We start from the raw sequence: 22851 nt of genomic DNA on the forward strand, positions 1-22851 counted from the left end.
TCGAATCTCTTTGGCGCATAGATATCATACTTATCCCAGAGTTTGTCGAAGATCTTGTTTGCCTGTTCAAAGCTTACTTTGTAGCCCATTCTTACATCCTCCTAATTTCTTCGGTTTCGTAATCATATGATTACCTTCATCTCGAATTCATCGTGGTGATAGCCGCCCGGCAGGCGAAATTCTTTGTAGTCCCCCTCAGGCCTCCCCGGCGGCGGAACGGTAAAGCAGGAAGCAGAGAACCCCTCCCAGAATAATACAACCTCCTGCACAAGCAAAAGCGGCAGCATAACTGACTTTATCTATAGCAGCCCCCCAAAGAAAGGTTCCGACTCCCATCCCAACATCGCCGGCCAACAACATCGTGCTGTTCGCCGTGCCCCGCCGGTTATGGGTGACACTGCTCATGGTCAGAATTGTGAGCACCGGAAAGGAAAATCCCTGGGTCATGCCGAATCCGATCCCGCCCAGATAGTATGTAAACGGACAGGGGATCCATGTAATAAGGATGGTTAATATACCGCTTACACCCATGGTGATTCCCAGAATTTTCTTCGCGCCGAACCTATTAACCAGCACATCGGCAGACAGATTGCTGATCGCCATAGCTGCTGCGGAAACCAGCAAGAACGTGCCTGCATGTACATATCCTTGCTCCGCTGCAAAGGTAAGAATAAAAATATTACAGCAGGCCGCGCCCAGCATAACGAAGAATTCTATGACAGCAGGCCTTGCCGCGGTCGGTTCCAGAAAACTCCGCCAGTTCTTTTTTGCTTCTGCGGCCGGCCTCTGCACCTGTACGGCAGCCCGCTTTTTTTCATAATCGCAGCAGAAGCTGATCACCGCTCCCAATATACCTAATACCAGGCAAACTATGAATATACGGCTATAATCTCCGTCCCTGCCGAAGATCTGGATCAGATAACCGGTACTTGCCAGGGCCAGCGCTGTGGACATCCAGAAAACTCCTATCCCCAGGCTTCTCTTATCTTCCGGAGTCACATCCACATTCGCAGTGGAAAACGCGGCCTGTCCGAAAGCGAAACCGGCCCCATGCAGTCCGCGAAAAATAAGCATACATACCGCGATCGGAAACAGTTGGAAGAAAAATGAGGCGATTCCCATCAGCAGACACCCGCCTATCATGACCAGCCGTCGGCCAAAGCGGTCCATCAGATACCCTCCGGCCATACGGGCCGCCACGCCCATGATAGCGAAAGGGATACCCAGCATGCCGGAAAAAGTGGTGGAAAAGCCCTGTTCATTTAGAAATAATGGTATCGCGGTACACATGGTGTTCTGAATAAGCAGGAGGCAGACCGCGCCGACCCAAACCAGAATAAAATAACGGTTTAATAATTTATTTTTCATGTAACGTCCCCTCTTTAATGCATATTTTCATCCAGTCCGGGGAATTTCTCCGTAAATTTCAGATACCCCTGCTGATGGAACGCCACGGCCGCGGGATCGGGCGTATAGCTGCGTACTTCCTCCCTGAGCCTGGACCGGGCGTCGCGCAGACCGCAAAAGACTCCGCTGCCGATTCCGGCTATCATAGCCGCACCGGCCGCGCAGGCGTTGGAGCCAAAAGATACCTGTACCGGTTTGTTCATAATATCGCTGACAATCTGCGGCCATATGCATGAGTTACTGGGACCGCCAGACATATAGATGTGTGTAATATCCAGCCGACCATGCCCTTGCTGGATGGACTGCATCTGACGCTTCACCGAATATACGATCCCTTCCATAAGCGCCCGGCAGACATCTGACACGGGATAGCCAGACAAACTGCCGTTTTGCCGGAATCGCATAGGATTAATCAGCAGACCGTGCGCGCCAGGGACTGATTCGGCGGACAAACGGCTGAACTCTTCATATCGATTCCGATTTTCCGGAATTATGGTATCAAGGATTCGGTTTATAAAGATATCACATTCCCCGAGACTGGTCATACCGATCCAACGGCCTTCCTGCTCCAGGTAAGGATCCACCATCGTCCCCAGATCCAGCAGGTACCGCCGGCTTTTACTGGAATAGATGCTTACCCAGGAAGTCCCGCAGGAGATCAGCATCTGATCGTCCCGGAGGATACCGGCGCTCCGGGCGGCACCGGCGCCGTCATAGCATCCGGCCACTACAGGAGTGCCTATTGTAAGGCCGGTATCTTCGGATGCCGCTGCCGTTATATATCCTATTTTAGCGCCAACCGGTACCAGTTTTGGCAGCTTATACTCAGGAATGTCCAATAATCTCAGAGTTTCCGGATTCCAGCACAGTTTTTTTTGATCCTGCAAGTAAAAAGTTGTGGCGCTGGAGTGATCCATCGCCCACTCGCCGCACAAGCGGTAGTTGATATAACTGGAAGCCTCACAGATCCTGTTCGCCTGTTCCAAAGCTTCCGGCCTGTTCCGTCTGATCCAGCTCAACTGGGCCAGGGGGAATTTTGGCACTTTATGCCAGCCTACGCTTTCGTGAATCTGCGCCTCGGAGACCGGACCCAAGACCGCTTCCATATCCTCCGAGCCCCGATTGTCACGCCAGCTAAAAATGGGGAGCAGAGCTTTCCCATCCTTCAGCAGCAGCGTATTTCCGCTGGCGGAGACCAGCGAAATGCCGTCACAGACGGCATCACGGGGCAATTCAAGTGTCAGCTCCCGAATCAAACCTGCAATCCTATCATAGTAAGCTTCGGCATCATATTCACAGATCTCGCCGTCTTCGCGATATACCATCCGCGTATGAGCGCAGGCCGTAATCCGGCCGCCCAGAAGGGCGACCGCTTTGATTCCCGTTGAACCTGAATCCACTCCTATGAGATAATGATCATTCTTATTCACTGCTTTCATGCAATTTCAATCCTCCTGGCAGAGAACGCTGACTCGGAATTTTCCGGGCACAGATGCGGCGGCAAAAGCCTCCTGAATATGACCAAGACCGAAGGTCTGTTTCTCTACCAGCCCGGAAACCACGATGCGGCCGGTGTTCAACAGCATAGCCGCGTCTTCCCAGTCACTCATATCGCCGCCGAATGTTCCTAACAGCTCCAGCTTCCGGTAGTGAAGCTCGTTGGAATCAATCTCAATAGCCGGAGCCGGATGCGCCGCGGCAAAGTACAAAACACGGCCGTCCAGCTCCCGTACCATTCTAAGAGCCTGGGCGTTAGCAGCCTTATTTCCCGCACAGATAATCACGGCATCCGCGCCTGCGCCGCCGGTCATTTCCTTCACCGCGGCCACCGGATCGCACTTTATAAAGTCTACCGTCTCCAAACCCATTTCCCGGGCGGCCGCCAGCTTCTCAGGCATCCCCTCGGAAACAATCACACGGCAGTTATAGGTTTTTGCCGCCAAGGCGTTCAACAGTCCCATGGTGCCGCCGCCGATCACAGCTATGGTCTCATAAGGACGGATGCGCAGCTTTTTCATCCCGTGTACTACTGTGGAAAGAGGCTCCATGAATGCGGCATCGGCAGGGGATAATTCAGGATTCATCTTGTAGAGCTGATAGTCTTTGCGCACGCTGTAGTTTGCAAAACCAAACCAGCCCGAAACGTAGCCGTCTTCGGTCGGATGCGTATCCTGACGATTGCTGCATTCCATCATTTTTCCTACCCGGCAGGCTTCACAGGCGCCGCAGCCGGACGGAGGCATGGGCGCTACAAAATCACCGGGATTAACCGTGGTAACCGCACTGCCTGTGGCTACCACCTCGGCACTCAATTCATGGCCGCCCGCCATGGGATAGCCCTGATGTTCCCGCTGTCCCATCCATTGTGTATAATCAGAAGTACAGATATTACAGACCAAAGGTTTGAGCAGGACATCGTGCTCATCCAGGGACGGCAATTCACGTTCACGTACTTCCGCCAGGCCCTTGCGAACCAGGCAACCAAATTTTTGTATCATAATAATACCTCCAAATCAAGTAATCACTATATGTATTTTTTAGAACTTAAATGACATTGATACCGCCGAACAGCTTCAAGTAATGCTCCAGCATACCGCGGTAACCGGCGGCCATAGAGTCATACACCTCAACGGAAGTGGGATGCCGGTTTGTAATTCCGGAGCAGGCATCGATCATGGCGTCATATCCGGCATTGCACAGATCGCTGCACAGATTAACCTTCTGAATCCCCAGCTCAACGGCTTTTTTCAGATTCTCATCTCCTGTGGAAGATCCACCGTGGAGAACCAGAGGGATCGGAAGCTGGCCGCTCAGCCGGGATAGTAGATCGAATTCCAAATGCGGAACGCCGCCGGAATAGACTCCGTGGCTGGTACCTACTGACACGGCCAGGCAGTCCACATCGGTAGCCTCCACAAAATGACTCGCCTCTTCCGGATCGGTAAGGGCGCTGGCTTCCTCCGCGCACAGTGCATAGTTGGCGTTATACCCCACATGTCCAAGCTCCGCTTCCACAGATACTCCCATCGCGTGAGCCACGCGCACCACCTCGGCGGTTTCTCTGATATTTTCTTCCAGTCCGAGCATGGAACGGTCAATCATGACTGAGTCAAATCCATAGCGCAGGGCCAGCATGATATTTTCCCAGCTGTCCCCGTGATCCAGGTTCAGGGTGACCAGAGCTCCGGGATATTTATCATTGTAGTACGCAACGGCTATGGCAATGGGCTCCATCAACGTCGGAATAGGAGCCATATCGATTATAACAGGGGCCTTATACTTCACGGACAGCTCGAAACAACTCTTAACATCGTCCCAACTGAATACATTGGGCGCTGGGCAGCCGTATTTTTTCTGTTTCGCTGCCTGCAACATGGTTGACATAGGTATTCTCATTCAGATATTTCCTCCTTGATTAAAAAATGACACTTTTGTCTCAATACAGAACCTTCCTGGTTACAATTATAGATAAATTTTGGGAAATGTCAACCATTTTTTATTTTTTTGAATCAAATAGTCCAAATTTTCATTTTTATTTGACACTCTTGATTCAATATTGTAAAATAAAAGAACCCTATCTAAACTTTTTTCCGTGGATTCTCACGACATCCAGGACACAAGGAGGAAAATATGCAAGAAAAAGTAAAACGTCAAATGGATCTGGTACTGGAGTATATCGCAGCCAGAGACTTTGTTCCGGTTCAGAAGCTGATGTCCGATTTGGATATGTCCAAATCTACTGTGAACCGATATTTAAAATATCTGGAAGCAGAGCACAAAGTGCGCCGTATGTACGGCGGCGTCACAGCCAGTGTCGGTAAACCAGAAACTTGTAATCCCCCCGCCTCATCCGGTTCGGATTCCCCCCGTATACGAATCGGGAAACAGGCCGCCACTATGGCGGAGGATCACGACATTATTTTTGTCGGCACGGGTAAGACCTGCTTTGAATTATACAAAAGCTTAGAGGCACACGATCTGATTGTGTTTACCAATAATATCTACTGCGCTGCTTACCGGAATCCGAATGTTTCACACATATATATTCTGGGAGGCGAGGTATTTGATGCAAATGTAGTCCTTGGAAGCCTCGGGATAGAGAATCTTTCTAAGATTAATCCGAATAAGATATTCTTTTCCGCTTCAGCCATTAATGATCGTTTTGAAATTCAATATAACTATGACGTGGAACGTCAGTATATAGAAACCCTTATGGATATGGAGGGAAAAAAGATCTTTCTTATCAATAGCGCAAAACAGAACCGGCAGTCTCCCTTCAAGATAGACTGCCTGGGCGGTATCGACGCATTTGTCACCGATATTCCTATTTCTTCGGAAGACCAGGAACGCTTCCGCAGCCTCAATACTGTAATTATACCAGTGTAGAGTTTCGCAAGCGAGACTCTATTTTGCACAACTAAAAAACGCTTCTCCCCATACCATCTTTGTGAATAATGCATATATTGCAATTGCAAAAACTGTTTATTTTCATCAAATAGCAATATTAGCTTGATGCCATGATCAAAAAAATGTTTATTCCTGTATCAAACGGCATGTGATAACATGAGAAAACAAAACGACACAAAGTTATCTTCGTCGTCACAGAACCCTTCCTGATTTTAAATCAACAGTAACCCTGCATCAAGAGCAATCCTGAGTCAAAAGAAACCTTAATCTAAAGAAAAGGGAGTTGAAAAAATGTCAGTTGATACAAAAACAGATATGCGTTATTTAATCAAATGGGCCGTCATCGCCGTTCTTGGAATTATCGTGGCATGTATTCCGGTTACCGCCGTATTTACCCCGCAGATCAAAATTTTCTGTGTCATCACCGTCGTCTGTATCTTCATGTTTGCTTTGGGAGTATTTGATTCTCCCCTGATTCCGTCGCTAATTCTGATCTTCGCTTATTCGTTTATGACCGATTTGACGACCGCCACATCCGGCTTCGGCAAAGATGCGCCATGGATCTGTATTGCCGTTCTGCTGATGGTGGGCGTCATGGAAAAGACCAATATATTAAAGCGTATGACTTACAATGTCGTTTTGCTTTGCGGAGGTTCCTACTTCGGGATCTGTCTGGGCTTTTATCTTTTAGGCTTCGCACTCTGCTTTCTGGGCAATAATATGTGCTTGGGGCTGTGCGCACTGGCTTTTGGTATGATTAAGTCGCTGGATCTGGGGGACTCAAAGGCCTCTGCCGGTATTATGTTCGCCGCCTTCAACGGTATCACCGAGGGAGCCATCCTCATTATGGATCCCACCGCGCCCGGCTTTCTGTTCGGTATGGCTTCCACCGCTATTGAAAATACCAGCACCTCGTTTACCTATTTTGAATACTTTAAGAATAATTTAGCCTGGATCCCATTTTTCATCATTTTCTTCCTGGTCAGCGTCTTCCTGTTTAAACCGAAAAAGGGCGAGGACAACAAATTAAGCCATGGGAAAGAGTTTTTCAGAAATGAAAAGTCCCAATTGGGCCGTTTTACCCTTGAGGAAAAGAAACTGACAGTGATCGCCGTACTGCTCCTGGTCTATCTGCTGACTACCGGCCTGACAGGTCTGGGAATGGTCTACGGTTTTATCGGCGCCGTTATCCTGATGTTTCTTCCCGGTATCCAGGTTGGCACAAGGGAGGATATCAAAAAAGTGAATTTTGCCTTCCCGATCTTCATGGTTGCCTGCATTGCCATCGGCACCGTCGCTTCCGCCATCGGCCTGGGGGAAATGCTGACTTCCATTATGGAGCCGGCGCTGGGCGGCATGAGTAAAATCGGTTTCCTGGCTATGATATTTATCATCGTGTTTGTTCTGAATATTTTCATGACCCCAATGGCCATCTATGCTTCGATGATCGCTCCCATGTGCATGATGGGATCCTCGCTCATGGGCTTCACCAATGCCTGGCCGATCGTCATGACCATTATGCTTGGGGCAATGAATATCGTTCTGCCCCACGAAAACAACTCCGCCTTGTATATGTACTCTCTGGGCGTGACTAAAATGAAGGATTTTGTGAAACTGTTTGTGATTAAGAGTGTGATGACCTTTGCCTATGCATTCATTATGTTCGCATACTGGGGCGCCATTGGTCTGATGTGATATAAAAGAATGAGAGGTGCGACATGAATTTTGACCATTATGATCCTAAGAATCTTCCTCCGCTGAGTCCGGAGGATGAAAAAAAACCGCTGGCCTATCTCTACTACGCAGGCCGCCGGGAACTGACCGATCCGCTTCAAATCGCCGCTATCCGTCCGGGTCATCCCATCGACGCGAAGGACGCCATGTATCCCGAGGATGTGGCGGCCATGATTCTGGACCCGGACAGAAGTAAAATCGGGCCCCAAATGGGATATTGCGTTCTGCCAAGCGGAATTGGCTATGCCTGTATCAATACGCCGATGCCCGGCCTGACCATACCTGTGCGAGATTTCCATATGAAATGGGTCGGAGAGGATCCCGGCTTCCATTACAAGGTATGGTATCCGGGAGCGCATATCATACACTATGACAAAATGGCTGTGGAGGACTGCGGCTGGGGCATGATGGATCTGTTTCAGGGAGGACGGCCGCCCATGTCGGATTACGGACTGCCCGAGAATTACCATGAGATCAATCCTTATATCGCCCGGATTATGGGGCGTAATGCCCGGGGACGTCTGCAGTACGAAGACATCAATGGGAAAAAGGGATTTTCCGCCGTCATGCATGTGGTCCTGGGGGACGGAACCCATCAATGGAGCTTCGCGTGGATCGGCGCCCATGTAAAAGACGGCCATCTGAAGGATCTGCGCGGACCAGGCGAGGATAACGCCTCTTATATGGAGTATATGGCCCGCCAGATGTGTTCCCATTTCCTGCATGAAAATGCGCAGCTTAGTTTTTTAATGGCGAAGCTGTATCCCGAATACAAGGGAGAGATCGAACCCTATCAACTGCCGGCTCTTCCCGACTGGATTACAAAACAGTTGAATGAGCCCTGCTGATTCGAAGCCCGATATTACATATGACTTCAGAAAAGCCCGGAGGAAACAGCCTTTGGGCTTTGGAGTATTTTGGAGAGGATGAATAGTATGCAGATCAATCACCTGAGATATTTTACCGAGGTAGCCCGCTGTGGTTCCATTAGCCAGACCGCCCAGACTCTTTTTATTTCTCCCCAGGCATTATCTTCCAGCATCGCCAATCTGGAAAATGAGCTTGGGTGTAAACTTTTTCTGCGCCATCATCAGGGAATGCTCCTGACTGCTGCGGGCAGACAGGTATACGAGGATCTGCAGGAAATCCTGCCCAGGATCATGAGCTGGTTCGAGCTGGGCCAAAAACAGGCTGACGGCAGCGCCGGTAAAGTGCAGATCTATGTGGCTTTGTCCCTGTGCTCTTCTTTTAACCGGCTGCTGATTCAGCAGGGAAAGGAATATCCCGATCTGGAAGTTATCGTCAAAGAGGCCAGAAGCCAGCTGGTCACGAAAATGATTCAAAATAAAAAGGTGAATTTGGGACTGGTCTCCGTGGAGGGCGACAGCCAGGAATACTGGGAGCAGAACTTCCGCAAGAATGGGTGGACCGCCGTCAAACTGATGGAGGATGAATTCTGTGCCGTTCTCGGCCGGGATTATTTTCCCGACATCCAAGACTGTTTGACGAAGGAAGACTGCGCAAAAATGTGCTATATCTCCTCCTCGGATGAGCATGATCCCATCAGCCGGCGGTTCGATTCATACTTCGGCCACCGGATGCAGTCCCGTTCGGAAAGCCTCTCCAGCAACCTCTGCATGGTGGCGCTGAATGAAGGCGCGATCGTGATGCCCCGCCGGGTGGCCCTGTGCGAACCTTTGTATCAAAGCGGAATTCTGCGTCTGCTGCCCATACAGGGCGTAAGCCTTAAGTCCACCCACTATGTCATCCACGCGAGGGCGGCCGCGGCGACCCCGGCGGAAAAATTTCTGATGGAGCAGATTGTAGAGTTCTACGCGCAGGCTGACTGGGAAGCCGAAAGGAACATTCGATCAAGTAAAGCTTGATAGGACTGCAAAAAGAAAATGATTCCTAAATCCATTTTTATAAAGTAAAATCGGCTTATCAAATGCGAAAGGAGTTATCCCATGAATATCAACCCACAGCCATATATGCAAAAGTATCCCCATCTGTTTTCCCCGATGAAGGCAGGCAAAAAAGGGGATGTCTATAAAAACCGGTTATTTGTCGCTCCCATGCACAGTCCGCCCTTCGTAGACAGTCAGAATATCCTGAATGACTATGGGATCGAATACTATGCCTCCCGGGCGGAGGGGGGATTCGGCTGCGTGAACCTGGGCGAGGCCAAGATGGACAATGGAAACAGCGTCGCCCACGACGCCCACATCGATCTGACCAAAGAAGCGCAGCTTCAGGCATTTCACCGCCTGAATATCTGGGCCCACGCTTACGGAGCCAAGACCGGAATCGAATTCAATCACAATGGGCACTTTGCACTGCCGGAATACTGCCACGGGCTGCAGCCCATGAGCGCCACGGCCCGTGTGATGCCAAATGGCAATCAGGTAAGGGAGATGACCCTAGAGGACATGAACCAGGTGGCGGATTCCTACGCCGCCGCGGCGCTGATGGTGAAACGGGGCGGCTTTGACCAGATCGTACTCCATTATGGCCATGGCTGGCTGATGGCCGGTTTTTTATCACCGCTGCTGAACCAGCGCAGTGATGAGTACGGAGGCAGCATCGAAAACAGGTGCAGATTCCCCAAAATGGTCATCGAACGTATTCGGGAAAAAATCGGCGACGGATTAAATATCGAGCTGCGCATCAGCGGCAGCGAGTGTACTCCCGGGGGAATTGAGATCGAGGACTGTACGGAAATGATCCAAATATTTGAACCGCTGATCGATATGGTTCATATCTCCTGCGGTACCCGCTGGGCGGCGGATACGCGGGCGGATATGCATCCGTCCCAGTTTATCGGGCATGCCCACACGGCCAAAATGGCTAAATATGTCAAAGACCACGGAGTAAACATCCCGGTCGGCTGCTGTGGAAATGTCAGCGACCCGGCTCTGGCTGATCAGCTCATAGCCGATGGATATGTCGATTATGTGGAGATGGCCAGGACTACGGTAGCAGATCCCCATTGGGCGGAAAAGGTCCAAAAAGGTATGGAAGAAGATATCCGTCCCTGCATCCGCTGCAACCACTGCATCGACAGCGGCAACCGGGTAGCCATAAGCGCAGACGTGCTCCAGGACTGGACAGCTACCCGCTGTACCCACTGTTCCGTCAACCCGCTGCACAACAATTATGAATACCGCCGCCACATCCGCCGTACCCGGGAAAAAAGAAAAGTGGTCATCGTGGGAGGCGGTCCGGCCGGTATGCAGGCCGCGGTCTATGCCGCGGATGACGGGCATCAGGTAATCCTGTACGAGAAAGGGAGCACCCTGGGCGGCATAATAAACTATGCCCGACACATTCCTTTCAAACATGATCTGGCAAAGTTTCGGGATTATCTGGTGACGCAGGTAGGCAAGCGCGGTATCGACGTTCGGTTGAATACAGAAGCCGATGCAGCGCTTGTGGCTCTGGATAAACCGGATACCGTCATCGTGGCTGTCGGCTCGGAAACGTGGATTCCCGGGATTCCCGGTGTACAGGGCGGCAATGTCCTTACCGCTCTCAAAGTCATCGGTCATGAGGAACGGGTGGGACATAAGGCTGTCATCATCGGCGGAGGCCTGGTAGGGGCGGAACTGTCCATTCACCTGAACCGTCTGGGAAGAGCATGTACCGTGGTGGAAACGGACGATTTCCTGTGCCGGGAAGCCATGCTGTCCGAGCGTCTGCATGTACTCCGTTATATGCAGCAGGCAGGAACCATAATCAGAACAGGAAGTACATGCGTGGAGATAACCGCTAAGGGCGTCCGATGCATGGATAAGGACAGCAAAGAATTCTTCCTGGAGGCCGACACGGTCATTCTGTGCGTCGGAATGAAAGCCCGCGCGGATCTGCGGGACAGTTTTGCCGGAGCCGCTTTTGATGTAAAATATATAGGCGACTGTGTCCAGGCCCGTATCGTGAAGGATGCCGTCCATGAAGCTTATGACGCGGCGGCTACGATTGTATAGCGAAAGGAGACCTGTATGAACGATTCATCAACCTATGAGGACACATATCCACACCTCTTCGCGCCTATGACGATACGTGGAAAAACATTTAAAAACAGGATTATAACGGCTCCGTCCAATCACGGACATATTACGGATTCTTATACACATCAGCTCAATATGGAAGGGGTGCTGTACTATGGCGGCAAAGCCCGCGGAGGCGCGGCCATGGTAACGCTGGGGGAGGCTCTGCTGGATCATGGCAACAGTTCCGCTCACGCTTCCCACGTGGATCTGACCTCGGAAAGCTGCCTGCCAAGCCTGCACCGCCTGACCGATTATGTACATATGCATAACTCCCTGGTTTCCATTGAGCTGAATCACAACGGGCATTTTGCCCTTCCCCGGTACTGTAACGGCGAGATGCCCATGGCGGCTTCCGCTATGGACATGCCCGACGGCACTCATGTCCGCGAGATGAATGAGGACGATATGGAGCGGGTGGCAAAGAGCTATGTAAATGCCGCGCGCATGGCCAAAAGGGCCGGTTTTGACACCATACTGCTTCACTACGCCCACGGCTGGCTCATGGGAGGCTTCCTGTCGAACCTGATTAATCACCGCACGGATCAATATGGGGGAAGCATAGAGAACCGATGCCGGTTTCCCCAAATGGTACTCAAGCGTATACGCACCGAAATTCCCGATCTGTTGGTGGAGATCCGCTTAAGCGGGAGCGAACTGACGTCCGGCGGCATTGAACTGCAGGATTGCGTGGAGATGGCCCGCATATTCTCTGAGGACGCAGACATGCTTCATATCTCATGCGGCACGCGATTGAACGCGGCCACCCGCCCGGTGATGCATCCCTCCCATTTTCTGGAACACGGCCACAACGCCTTCCGGGCGGCAGCGGTAAAAAAGGCAGTCTCCAATATCCCCGTGGGCGTAGTAGGCGCTATTACCGATCCGGCTCTGGCTGAGCGGATCCTGGCCGAGGGGATGGCAGACTATGTCCTGGCGGCGCGGGCCTTCATCGCTGATCCGGATTGGGGAGAAAAAGCCCGCAGGAACAAGGCGGATGAGATCCGCCCCTGCATCAAATGCCTGCGCTGTCTCGACGTGGCCGGCGGCCGCACCGGCACAAAATCCGCCGTATTACAGGACTTCACAAACGCCACAAAGCATAACGGATGTTCCGTCAATCCCGAATATGCCAGGCAGGAGGTGTTAAGCCTCTACCCGGCGGCCGCCGCGAGCCGGAATGTAGTCGTGGTCGGCGGCGGACCGGCCGGTATGCAAGCCGCGATGCAGGCCTCCGCCAGGGGACACCGGGTAACGCTGCTGGAAAAAGGGGATCGGCTGGGCGGTCAGCTCTTCTATTCCGATTACGTATGGTTCAAAAAAGATATGAAAAACTACCGCGACTGGCTGATTCGCATGGTGTTGCGCTCCGGTACCAAAGTCATGCTGCATACGGAAGCGTCGCCGGAGCTGGTAAAAGAGCTGAGGCCCGACGCGGTGATCGTGGCCGTAGGCGCAGATCCTTTTATCCCGCCCATTCCCGGTGTGGAAGGCGCCAACGTCCATACGGCTCTCGACATCTTCGCGGACTGTTCCGCCCTGGGTGAACGGGTAGTCCTGGTAGGAGGGGGGCTGGTCGGCTGCGAAACGGCCCTGCATCTTTCCCGGAACCATAAGCAGGTGACTTTGCTTGAGATGCGGGACGAGCTGGCGCCCGACGGTTACTTCAGCGAAAGGCTCCATACGCTGGAATATATGGAAAACGATCCGAATATAGAATGTCTGACCAATACCCGCTGTCTCGGGATCGAATCCGGCTATGTGAAGGTGTCGGTCCCGGAGGGGGAAAAAAGGATAGCGGCGGACAGCGTAGTGCTTTCTTCCGGTATGAGAGCCAGGGCGTCTATAAGGGACCGATTCCTGGGCACGGAATTTGACGTGATTCCCGTAGGCGACTGTGTCCGCCCGGCCAATCTGCGGGAAGCAACCTGGCAGGCTTATAACGCCGCGATGACGATACGCTGATCCGCCCCGGAGCCGTTTGTCTCCCAGCGAAGCGGAATGGTAACAAAGGGGACATGTCCAAATCGAATGGACATGTCCCCTTTCCAAATTACTGCGTTAGTTTCTGATCGATGCGAAATCATTATCCAGACTTTCCGCCAGTCCGTCTACATCCATCTCGTCTTCCATGGAATAATTCAGGATGGTTTCGTAGAAGATCTGATAGTATTCGTCGGAGAACAGGGTCAGGCCGGAGCTGTTCCACACCTGCTCTGCGGGATAGGACTGGATATCCATGAGGCCGTCGGAGAAGCTTAAGTCTACTCCTTTCGCCGTGGAGATCTTGAACCCATTGGTGGCATAGCTTTCACCGGATTTTTTGCTCAGCAGCCAGCTATAAAATTTTTTGCCGGCTTCCAGTTTGTCCGTGTCGGTGCTGTTATACAGGCAGATTCCGTTTCCGGGCCGCAGGATCATCACCGCGCCGCTGGGATCGTCGGTGGTGGGCATTGCAAATACTCTGACGTCACAATCCGGATTTTTCGCGGTGATCCCGTCGATGGCCCAGGAACCATTGGCTACCATGGCTGCTTCACCGGTGGCTACCATGTTCTGCGCGGTGTCCCAGTTGGTTCCGAAGGGATCATCTCCCCAATAGGGTTTGAAGCTATAGTAGTTTTTGATCGCTTCCTTGAATTTTTCATCATCCGCAAAATGGGAGGTCAGGTTCATTTTGTCGGTGAACCAGTCCGGGGTGCCGAAGACCGGGAAACCGGCCACATCCACGTATTCCTGAAGCCCCCAGAGTTCCTGCATGGGGGCGGCGAAGGGCTGGACCCCATTCCCGGTCAGGATCTCACAGATCTCCTTCAATTCGGTCAATGTGGTCGGGACCTTCAGCTGGTGTTTGTCAAAAATAGCTTTGTTGTAGAAGATCGCATAACCGTTTACATCCAGGGGAACCGCATATTGTTTGCCATCAACCTGGCCGTCGGGAAGATAACTTTCATCGATATTTTCCAGTCCTTCTATCTGCGTAACGTCATACAGGTGACCGGCCTTTGCGTATTCTTCATAGTATACCTGACCGGCCAGGTCGAAGATCATCGGCGCGTCGTCAGATGCAATTTTCGTTTTCAGGGTCTGGTCGTAGGTATTATACGGGACGGTTTCGACATTGATATGGATGTCCGGATTCTCCGCTTCGAAGCTTTGGATCATGTCTTCGACCCATACTTTAATACCTTCTTCCTGGAAATGATGCAGCCAGGTAATTTCTACCGCTTTGCCGGAGCTTTTATTTTTACCGGAGCTTTCTTGATTCGCGCTTTCATTTCCATCCCCCGTATGGTCCTGATCCGACGCATCGGATGCCGGGGCAGTATTGTCTTCTTGCCCCCCGCTGCCGCAGCCAGTCATAAGTCCTGCCGTCATAACCATTGTCAATAGAATCCCCAATATTCTTCTCTTCATGATATTTCCTCCTTTATATCACCAGATTTTTGTAAAATAGCTCTCGCTCCCGTATCGTTTCTTTTTTTAAGAGTTCCCCTGTTTCTAAAAAGTGATTCGTCATATCCCAATCCGGAATTCCGGCTCTTCCGCCGGTACCGGTACATTTTATGGCGGATGCCGCGCTGGCGAACAAAAGACACTGCCTGGGTTCCAAGCCTTTTATCCAGGCACTTAAAAACGCTCCGTGAAACACATCCCCCGCCCCGGTAGTGTCCGCAACCGGCAGCTTGCGAAACGCCGGGATATGGATGTACTCGCCGTCGATCACTGCCTCCACCCCCTGTTCCCCCATCGTGACAGCAGCCACCCGGCAGCCTTTTTCGGCAATCTCATACAGGGTGTCCCGAAAAGGCTTTCCCTTGGATCTTACCTTAAAATAAGCCTCGGAGCCAATATAAATATCGATCAATCTTTCCATCTCTATCAGGGCGCCGGTTTCTTCCGGATATGGGTCAGCATCCATTGACACCGTAATCCCCTGACTCTTCGCGAACTCTGCCGCCGCTATGGATACCGCGTCCGGCGTCTCCAGGTGAATTACCCTGGCCTGTCTGAGGAAGCCGACATCCAGTTCCGACGGTGTCAGCTGTCTGACCGTAGGTCTCTCTCCTAAGAATCTTCGGTTGGGAGAGTATGTTTCCGCTATACATACACAGTAACCTGTTTTTCCCTCCTCTCTTACTTTTAACTGGTCTGCCTGGATTCCATGACGTATAAAATCCTCCCGGACAAATTTGCCCTTTGCATCTTTACCGATGGTACCGGCGACAGCACATTCCATGCCGAGCCTGGACGCCGCCACCAGGGCGGTGCTCACCTTCCCGCCTCCCTGGCTGCTGTAATCCAGAAGTGACGTATAGCTGTTCTCGTCCGGCAGCCGATCCACCACCAGGATCAGGTCCTTGATGGGTTGAGCGATTCCTATGATATCCATATTGATCCTCCCTAGTATACTGGCTAGCTTTTGACCGCGCCGGATGCGATTCCTTCTATCAGATACCGCTGGCAGAATACGAAGAAAATCAGAACCGGCAGCATGCAGACGATAGAAGCCGCGAAGGCAACGCCATAATCGGTCGTATGTTCCCCGAAAAAGTAGTATTGTTTTACCGTCAGGGTCCGCACTTCCTCTTTTTGCAGAAGAATCAGCGCGATATTAAAATCATTCCACAGCCACATCACATGGAGAGCCGCAACCGTCGCCGTGATCGGTTTTAACAGCGGAAACACGATTTGGAAAAATGTCTTATAGGGTCCGCAGCCGTCGATCATCGCCGCTTCCTCAAGCTCCCTCGGAATGGATTTTACAAATCCCACATAGAGGAAGGTAGCGTAGGCAATGCTGGTTCCGGTCAGGATCAATATCATTCCAACCAGTGAATTCTGAAGCCGGAGGGCTTTGTACATCTTATAGATCGGAATCATCAGTATCTGGAACGGAATCATCAGGGATGCCAGATAGATCTTGTCCAGGCATCGGAATGCCCGGTTCGAAGCGGCATGTCTGGCGATCGCGTATCCTCCCATGGAGGCGCCCACGATGATCAGCGCCACGGATGGAAAGGTAACGATGCAGCTGTTGATCAGGGACCGTGTAAAATCACTGCGCTCCATGGCCTCCGTATAGTTTTCCAGATGCAGGGCAGCGGGGAGGCTCATAATGGCACGGGAGATCTCCTGCTGCGTCTTCAGTGAGGTTAACACGGCCATAAAGATAGGAAAGCAAAACAGCAACATCAGAAGGATGGTCAACGCAATGGTGAAATAGCTCTTTGTTTTCATCAGATCTCCACCTCTCTTTTCCGGAAGAAGGAAGATACGGCGCTGCCCAGGAGCACAAGGGCGATCACAAATACCAGAGAAATCGCCTGTCCGTAGCCGGCCTTATTGTAGCGGTACAGATTTTCAAAGATATAGATGGATATCGTTCTGGAGGCTCCCCCCGGACCGCCGCCGGTGCTTGAGAGGGTCATGGCGAATTCCCGCAGCCAGCTGGTCAGGGTCAGCGTAATACACACGGTAAAGGATGGAGTCAGAAGCGGCAGCGTCACATGGCGGAACTTTTGCCTTGCGCCGGCCCCATCTACGATGGCCGCTTCATACAGGTCGGTGGGTATGTTTTTCAGTCCCGACAGATAGATCAGCATATTGATTCCGCAGGTATTCCAAAGCCCCATGACGGTGATGGCGAAGATGACCCAGTTTCTGTTGCCCAGCAGATTCTTAATGCTGAAGATCTGGGAAAGCACCTCACGGTAGATAAATCCCCATAAGAATGCCGTCAGCACCGCGCTGAAGCACACCGGTACGAAGAACAGGATCTTCGCCGCATTGCTCCATTTCCCGATCTTTTGATTGACCAGCAGGGCCAGTCCCAAAGATATGATATTATTTCCGGCTGTACCAAAGAGGGCGAATAATAAGGTGTTACGTACCGGGGCCAGAATTCTCTTGTCGCTGAACATCCGGATAAAGTTATCGAATCCCACATAGTTATAATCTTTTGTGATTCCGTTCCAGTCCGTGAATGCGATGTTGATCCCCAGTATAAGGGGAATCAGGACAGCAAATGTGAAGAAGAGAAAACCCGGCAGCAGAAACACATATTTCGATGTGGCTCTGGAATGGATCCCTCGTTTTTTCATGTCAATCCCTCCTCCGGCAGCCCACGGGCATCCCGCGGCGCACTGTATTCTTTCGGATTGTGGGGATTTCCGCCCATCTCTAACAGTGCATGGACGATCCCTACATCCGAATGTACCCACAGGCCATGATCACATTCGTCTCCGGTACGAAGTCTGTCGGTCACGAATCTCATGTCCGCTTCAAAATGTCCTTCCGCCACCTCCAGATATTCCTGATGGCGCAGGTTCTGAAAATTGGATGTGCGCACCCCTGTAGTCATGCCCTCGATGGTATCCTTACGGATCAGGTTCAGGCGGAACCCTTCTCCTGCCAGATAGAAGCTGCCGTTTCCTTCATATACAATCAGCCCTTTGCCCCGGACCTTATAATGCTCTTCTTCTGTGTGGGCGGCATCCATATAGGGTCTGGTATCCGAAGCGTAAGCATCGCCCAGAGGGTTGGTGCAGACCACCCGTCCGATGAAATCGCCGAAATCAATGTAATCAAAAGCGCTGCCTTCATACTGGGTAACTGCATATAAACGCCCGGTGCCCTGGTATTTTTGGATTAACGGTGCCGCTGCTCTGACAATCCGTACCATATTCGCATATTCCTGTACCCCGGGTTTGAACTTCCCCTCCGGATCGATCAGGCTGTCGATCCCAAAACAATGGATTCCGCACAGACCAAATTCCACGATTCCACGGAATGTATTTACCGCGTTCATTGCCGTGGCACCGGACTCGGGAATGTAGAGGGGATTATCCGGTCCCGCGTACTTTTCACAGATATCTCCATACATCAGGTAATCGTTATAGTATACATCCGGGCAAAGTGCGTCGATATCCGGCGTGAACCGCTTCCACAGATCCAGCACCCGGCTGGTGGCGCCTCCGGATGGGTAATCGATCCCGGCTACCCGGTTATACATTTCTCCCAGCCACACGTTGACGTAGGTGGGGATCGCATACTCCCGTTTCCCCGCAGCGGATATGGAATTGATATAGACCGCGAAGGCATAAGCCGTGCATATTTCCGCCGCGTGGAAGCCGAATACTTCTTCCCAGGTTCCCTCAGTCCTGCCGCCGTTCTCCATCCATATCTCCCGAACCTGGGCTGTTCCAGGTATTCCGGGCTTTTTACCGGGATGTATTCCGGTATTTCCTGCAGAATTAAAGTTCCTGTTTATTCCCTGACACGATTCCCGGAGCCAACGCATTACTTCCTCCGGTACCTGGCTTATATAAGCGCGTTCCCCGATGTCGGAATAATCTCTTGGGGTACCGATCTGCCCCGGTTCGTTTTCTATCTGAACGCCGGCTACGATTCCTTCTGTATCATGGGATTTCAGATAGCCCAGCAGTTTGGAAAAGGCACGGGCATCGGCCTGCCTGTTTTCTTCACAATGGGGAGACAGAACCCGGGTCTCAAAGTGTTGTATAGTCTGTACCCAGCGGAATCTTTCTTTTTGTGTCCGCATCCAGACCGGGATATACTGGGAGGCTCCGTTTTTCCAGGAGCCGAACCAGAGCAGGATCAGACGCATGCCGTATGCTTTTGCCTGCCGTAACAGCATGTCGGTCTGGGAATAATCATATATTCCCTCTTCCGGTTCCAGCAGGTTCCAGCAGACCGGAGCCGCTACTGTATTCAGGCCCAGTGCCCGGGCTGCCTTCCACGCCCTTTGCATGGTTTCTTCCGAATAGGTGCTGGAATTGTGTACCTGACCGCCGACGGAGAAGAAGGGTGTTTTGTCCCTGTTATAAAATAAGTAGTTCATAAGATATCCTCCAAGCCGCTTCCTGTTCTATGATTCAAAAATATAGGACGACAGGCCGCATTTTTCCCTGATATACTCCGATAATTTTTCCCGCGCGTATTCCACATGTCCGCAGGCCCCGTCTCTATCCTCCGTCTGCTGGAAATACTGTCCTGTATACTTCTGGTTTAAATAGGAAAATTCCGTGCCCACATTGAATTTATTGATTCCATTCCGGAAAGCGTCTGTCAGCTGCTCATTTGGAATACCGCTGCCGCCGTGAAGGACCAGCGGTGTCTTTACTGCCTCATTGATCTCGCGGAGACGCGTGATATTAAGCTTCGGCGGCCTTGTATAATTGCCATGGGCACTGCCGAAGGCAATCGCCAGCGCTGTAACCTCCGTGGCTTCCGTAAATATCCTGGCTTCCTCCACCTGTGTATAGAGATCGGATGATAGATAATCCCCTTCCCTGGCCGCCTTTCCCACATGTCCCAATTCCCCCTCCACATCTGCTCCAAAGGCCTTCGCCGTCCGGACTACGGAAGCGGTAAACGCGATATTTTCTTCCAGGGGAAGCAGGGAGCCATCCGCCATAACAGAAGGGAAGCCGGCTCTTAATGCGCTGACAAGATATTCAAAATTACTGCAGTGATCCAGATGAATCCCCACGGGAATCCTCACCTGCCGCGCCTGTTCCTTTACCAGGGAAACGAATCCTTCCAGGGAAACGTATCCCGCCATTTCCGGGTACAGCATCACAATCACCGGACGTTTTGCCGCCGCGGCGCCCTGTACTGCGGCGGCGATCATGGCGTAATTCATGGCGTCGAAGGAAAGGACCGCCGTCCCGCGCCTGTCCGCTTCGGCCAGTATATCTCTCACCCGCTCCAGACTCATAAGCCTCTCTCCTTTCGTTCCGGAATATCCGGGGAATCATAGATCAGATCCAGATACCTGCAGGCTTCTTCAAATTCCTTGCGGAAATCACCAAAGATACCCACCACATGATGTATATAAGGGCCATAGATAAATTTCTTTTCCCACTTTACCCAGTCATCCACCGTAAGCCAGACATAGTTTCCATTCGTAAGCGGTCCTTCCACCGATTCGCCGTATCCGGCAAAGCACCGGTATTTCCCATCGGCCCCATCAAACCGCAGAACCGTCACGCCGCCCTTTTTCAGCGGATAGAAGCCCTGGCCGGACTCTGTCACATAACCGGGTACCGACGGTTCCTTCAGCGATTTGGCAAACGGCCCGCAGTGCCAGAGCAGTTCCGTGTTATCCTCCTGCGGATGCCTGATCGTCAGGTCGGCCGTGAAGGAAGGGGCCGTGTAATTATTGGCCGCGACAGCCAGCGCCGCGGTCACCGCCGCGTGGATATCCAGTTCACAGGCGCAGGGGATGCCCCGGTCATTGATGTCCCCAAAGAGGAAGCACGGCGATATATCATACCGGCTCAGTATTTCATGCCAGCACTCACCGGCGATGCAGGTGCATCTGTATCTGCAGGCCAGTTCCATGATTCCGAGCTCTATAGCGGCCATAGTCTCCTTCTTATCTCCCAGTCTGGCAAGATCGATATTGCGTTCCATATCCCGGATCAATCCCTGGATCTGGTCCGGTTTTTCCTCCCGTATCTTTCGGACCGTATCGAAAAGTTCTGTGGCTGTGACGGGTACGATCTCAATATTATACTTTTCCAGAAGTTCCGCTTCATTGATCATGACTCCCAGGAACTGCTGGGGACGCACGCTGATCTGCAGGACCCTCAGTCTGCCAAAAGCGGCGACGATCCTGGCGGTCCCCAAAAAACTCGCAAACTGCTGTTCAAATACCAGGTCGTTTATCCGGCAGTTTTCTATGTAGGTAAATTTTACATGATACCGCATCAGCACCTTGGAGGCCGCGAACAGCCCGCATTGCGTATCCGTAGGACGCCAGTCCAGGCCCGACGGCATTTCGTCCCGGGGCCCCCAAATCAATGTGGGAACCATAAGCTCCCTGGCCAGTTTCGCCACAGCCTCCTCCTGTCCGAAATTACAGAACGGCACAAACAAGGCATCTATCTCCTCCTGCTTAAAATACCGGGCAGCCACAAGCGCGTCCTCGTAATCCGTCAGCAGAGTGTCTGCCTCTATCCGGAGCGTCTCTTTCCCAAACACCACCTCTTTCTCCCGGAAGGACAGGCCATCCGTTGTCACCACATCAAAATCATATCTCTTTGAGAATTCCTTTACTTTTTCCATTATAAGGCGGTAGTTCTCAAACGCCTGCGGCGCGTTCCAGGAATCCCTGCGGGTGACAGCTACCCCCAGCTTTAGTCTTCTGCTCAAATGCTCCACGTCTATTCCTCCTTATCCGGATCATCTACAATGGTATTGTCAAAGAAATTCAGAAAAAATGGCAGCTGATCCGTAAAGCTTCTGCTGGCTTTCTCGATCATGATCTGGTCTGCCATGTCTAGTTTTTGTGAGACCGCTTTCAGACTCCGGGGAATCTTTTCTTTATGACGGAAGCCCACGATAGGTGCCGTAATCCCCTTTTGATGCGCCACCCAGCTCAGTGCCATTTCCGCCGGCGTCCATCCGTTTTTGACGGACAGCTGTTCCAGTACCTCCACCACTCCAACCGCTTTTTCATAGTACGGAGATTGGAAGATCGGCACACGGCTCCGGTCATCTGTGGGTTGGTTATCCCTGTGGAATATTCCGGTCAGAAGTCCCTGGGCCAAGGGCGAATAGGGGATAACCGATATGTTCTGTTCCCGGCAAAAGGGCAGCAGCTTTTTATCCGCATACCTCCACAGCAGGCTGTAGCATGGCTGGATGATATCAATTTTCGCATATTGCATGGCTTCCCTGGTCTGCTTCAGCGAAAAGTTGGACAGGCCGACCGCTCTTATTTTTCCCTGTTCTCTCAGCAGGTTAAAGGCTTCCAGGGTTTCTTCGATGGGCACCGTTCCGGTGTAATCCGGGTAATGGACAAAGTAGACATCCAGATAATCGGTCTTGAGGCGCCGAAGGGAATCCTCGCAGTTTCGTATGACATCCTCATAGTGCATTTCCATCTGCCACAGTTTGCTGATCACACAGCAGTTCTCTCTGGGGATCGTTTGCAATGCCTGCCCCAGCACCTGTTCGGAATGCCCCAGGCCGTAGATGTAAGCAGTGTCAAAGGTGTGAATCCCCAGCTCATAAGCGGTCCGGATATTTTCGATCGCCCGTTCATCCTGACTCTTTCCCCAGTATTCATCGCCTCCCATCTGCCAGCAGCCATATACCAGATCTGATATCGGAATACCGGTATCGCCGATTTGTTTCATGTAAAATGACCTCCTTCGTCTGCCCTGCCGTTTGGCAGGTCCGCCTTGACTTAATTTCTTTTTTCTGTTCACAATATAGCTGAAAC

At 51.7% G+C, this 22851-nt stretch carries 18 protein-coding genes; 6 read left to right on the plus strand and 12 right to left on the minus strand.

All coding sequences use genetic code 11. The annotated features are described in order from the left end of the window. Positions 1–195 precede the first annotated feature (195 nt). Genes ABC831_RS24515 through ABC831_RS24530 form a run of 4 tightly spaced genes read right to left on the minus strand, consistent with a single transcriptional unit; the run spans position 196 to position 4803 of the window. Positions 196–1368: an MFS transporter gene (locus ABC831_RS24515; RefSeq protein ID WP_343250701.1), complete on the minus strand. Its 1173-nt coding sequence runs from the start codon at positions 1366–1368 to the stop codon at positions 196–198. A 14-nt stretch (positions 1369–1382) separates the two neighbouring features. Further along, positions 1383–2846, minus strand: a complete 1464-nt coding sequence (locus ABC831_RS24520; RefSeq protein WP_343250702.1) for a xylulokinase — start codon at positions 2844–2846, stop codon at positions 1383–1385. Positions 2847–2852: 6 nt separating this feature from the next. Beyond that, positions 2853–3905, minus strand: coding sequence for a zinc-dependent alcohol dehydrogenase (locus ABC831_RS24525; RefSeq protein WP_343250703.1), 1053 nt, complete (start codon positions 3903–3905; stop codon positions 2853–2855). A 46-nt stretch (positions 3906–3951) separates the two neighbouring features. Further along, positions 3952–4803, minus strand: coding sequence for a class II fructose-bisphosphate aldolase (locus ABC831_RS24530; protein ID WP_343250704.1), 852 nt, complete (start codon positions 4801–4803; stop codon positions 3952–3954). 234 nt (positions 4804–5037) lie between these two features. Between ABC831_RS24530 and ABC831_RS24535 the strand changes: the two genes are divergently transcribed. The 6 genes from ABC831_RS24535 (at position 5038) to ABC831_RS24560 (ending at position 13559) form a co-directional block, all read left to right on the plus strand. After that, a complete protein-coding gene (locus ABC831_RS24535; RefSeq protein WP_343250705.1) occupies positions 5038–5793 on the plus strand; it encodes a DeoR/GlpR family DNA-binding transcription regulator in 756 nt (251 codons plus the stop codon). Between the two features lie 312 nt (positions 5794–6105). After that, positions 6106–7509, plus strand: a complete 1404-nt coding sequence (locus ABC831_RS24540; RefSeq protein WP_343250706.1) for an SLC13 family permease — start codon at positions 6106–6108, stop codon at positions 7507–7509. A gap of 23 nt (positions 7510–7532) precedes the next feature. Next, positions 7533–8396 carry a DAPG hydrolase family protein gene (locus ABC831_RS24545; RefSeq protein WP_343250707.1) on the plus strand — a complete coding sequence of 288 codons (864 nt, stop codon included), beginning with the start codon at positions 7533–7535 and terminating at the stop codon, positions 8394–8396. 87 nt (positions 8397–8483) lie between these two features. After that, positions 8484–9434: a LysR family transcriptional regulator gene (locus tag ABC831_RS24550; RefSeq protein WP_343250708.1), complete on the plus strand. Its 951-nt coding sequence runs from the start codon at positions 8484–8486 to the stop codon at positions 9432–9434. A gap of 81 nt (positions 9435–9515) precedes the next feature. Next, entirely contained in the window at positions 9516–11531 is a 2016-nt protein-coding gene (locus ABC831_RS24555) for an oxidoreductase (protein WP_343250709.1), read from the plus strand. Between the two features lie 15 nt (positions 11532–11546). Beyond that, a complete protein-coding gene (locus ABC831_RS24560) occupies positions 11547–13559 on the plus strand; it encodes an FAD-dependent oxidoreductase (protein WP_343250710.1) in 2013 nt (670 codons plus the stop codon). Between the two features lie 96 nt (positions 13560–13655). Here ABC831_RS24560 and ABC831_RS24565 read toward each other — a convergent pair whose 3' ends face one another. From ABC831_RS24565 to ABC831_RS24600, 8 genes are read right to left on the minus strand one after another with little or no spacing between them, the layout of a single operon-like run. Beyond that, positions 13656–15011 (minus strand): ABC transporter substrate-binding protein, encoded by a 1356-nt coding sequence (locus ABC831_RS24565; RefSeq protein WP_343250711.1) that lies wholly within the window; start codon positions 15009–15011, stop codon positions 13656–13658. A 13-nt stretch (positions 15012–15024) separates the two neighbouring features. Next, complete coding sequence (locus ABC831_RS24570) at positions 15025–15987, minus strand: carbohydrate kinase family protein (RefSeq protein ID WP_343250712.1); 963 nt, start codon at positions 15985–15987, stop codon at positions 15025–15027. A 23-nt stretch (positions 15988–16010) separates the two neighbouring features. Beyond that, positions 16011–16835, minus strand: a complete 825-nt coding sequence (locus tag ABC831_RS24575) for a carbohydrate ABC transporter permease (protein WP_343250713.1) — start codon at positions 16833–16835, stop codon at positions 16011–16013. Then, positions 16835–17698 carry a carbohydrate ABC transporter permease gene (locus ABC831_RS24580; protein WP_343250714.1) on the minus strand — a complete coding sequence of 288 codons (864 nt, stop codon included), beginning with the start codon at positions 17696–17698 and terminating at the stop codon, positions 16835–16837. The genes ABC831_RS24575 and ABC831_RS24580 overlap by 1 nt, the downstream gene beginning before the upstream one ends. Beyond that, complete coding sequence (locus ABC831_RS24585; protein ID WP_343250715.1) at positions 17695–19458, minus strand: DUF5597 domain-containing protein; 1764 nt, start codon at positions 19456–19458, stop codon at positions 17695–17697. Before ABC831_RS24585 ends, ABC831_RS24580 begins: the two co-directional genes overlap by 4 nt. Positions 19459–19485: 27 nt before the next feature. After that, positions 19486–20337: a class II fructose-bisphosphate aldolase gene (locus ABC831_RS24590; RefSeq protein WP_343250716.1), complete on the minus strand. Its 852-nt coding sequence runs from the start codon at positions 20335–20337 to the stop codon at positions 19486–19488. Then, on the minus strand, positions 20334–21785 hold the full coding sequence (locus ABC831_RS24595) for an L-fucose/L-arabinose isomerase family protein (protein ID WP_343250717.1): 1452 nt from the start codon (positions 21783–21785) through the stop codon (positions 20334–20336). The genes ABC831_RS24590 and ABC831_RS24595 overlap by 4 nt, the downstream gene beginning before the upstream one ends. 2 nt (positions 21786–21787) lie before the next feature. Next, positions 21788–22765: an aldo/keto reductase gene (locus ABC831_RS24600; RefSeq protein WP_343250718.1), complete on the minus strand. Its 978-nt coding sequence runs from the start codon at positions 22763–22765 to the stop codon at positions 21788–21790. Positions 22766–22851 lie beyond the last annotated feature (86 nt).

The organism is Diplocloster hominis (assembly GCF_032380655.1).
GTDB lineage: Bacteria > Bacillota > Clostridia > Lachnospirales > Lachnospiraceae > Diplocloster > Diplocloster hominis.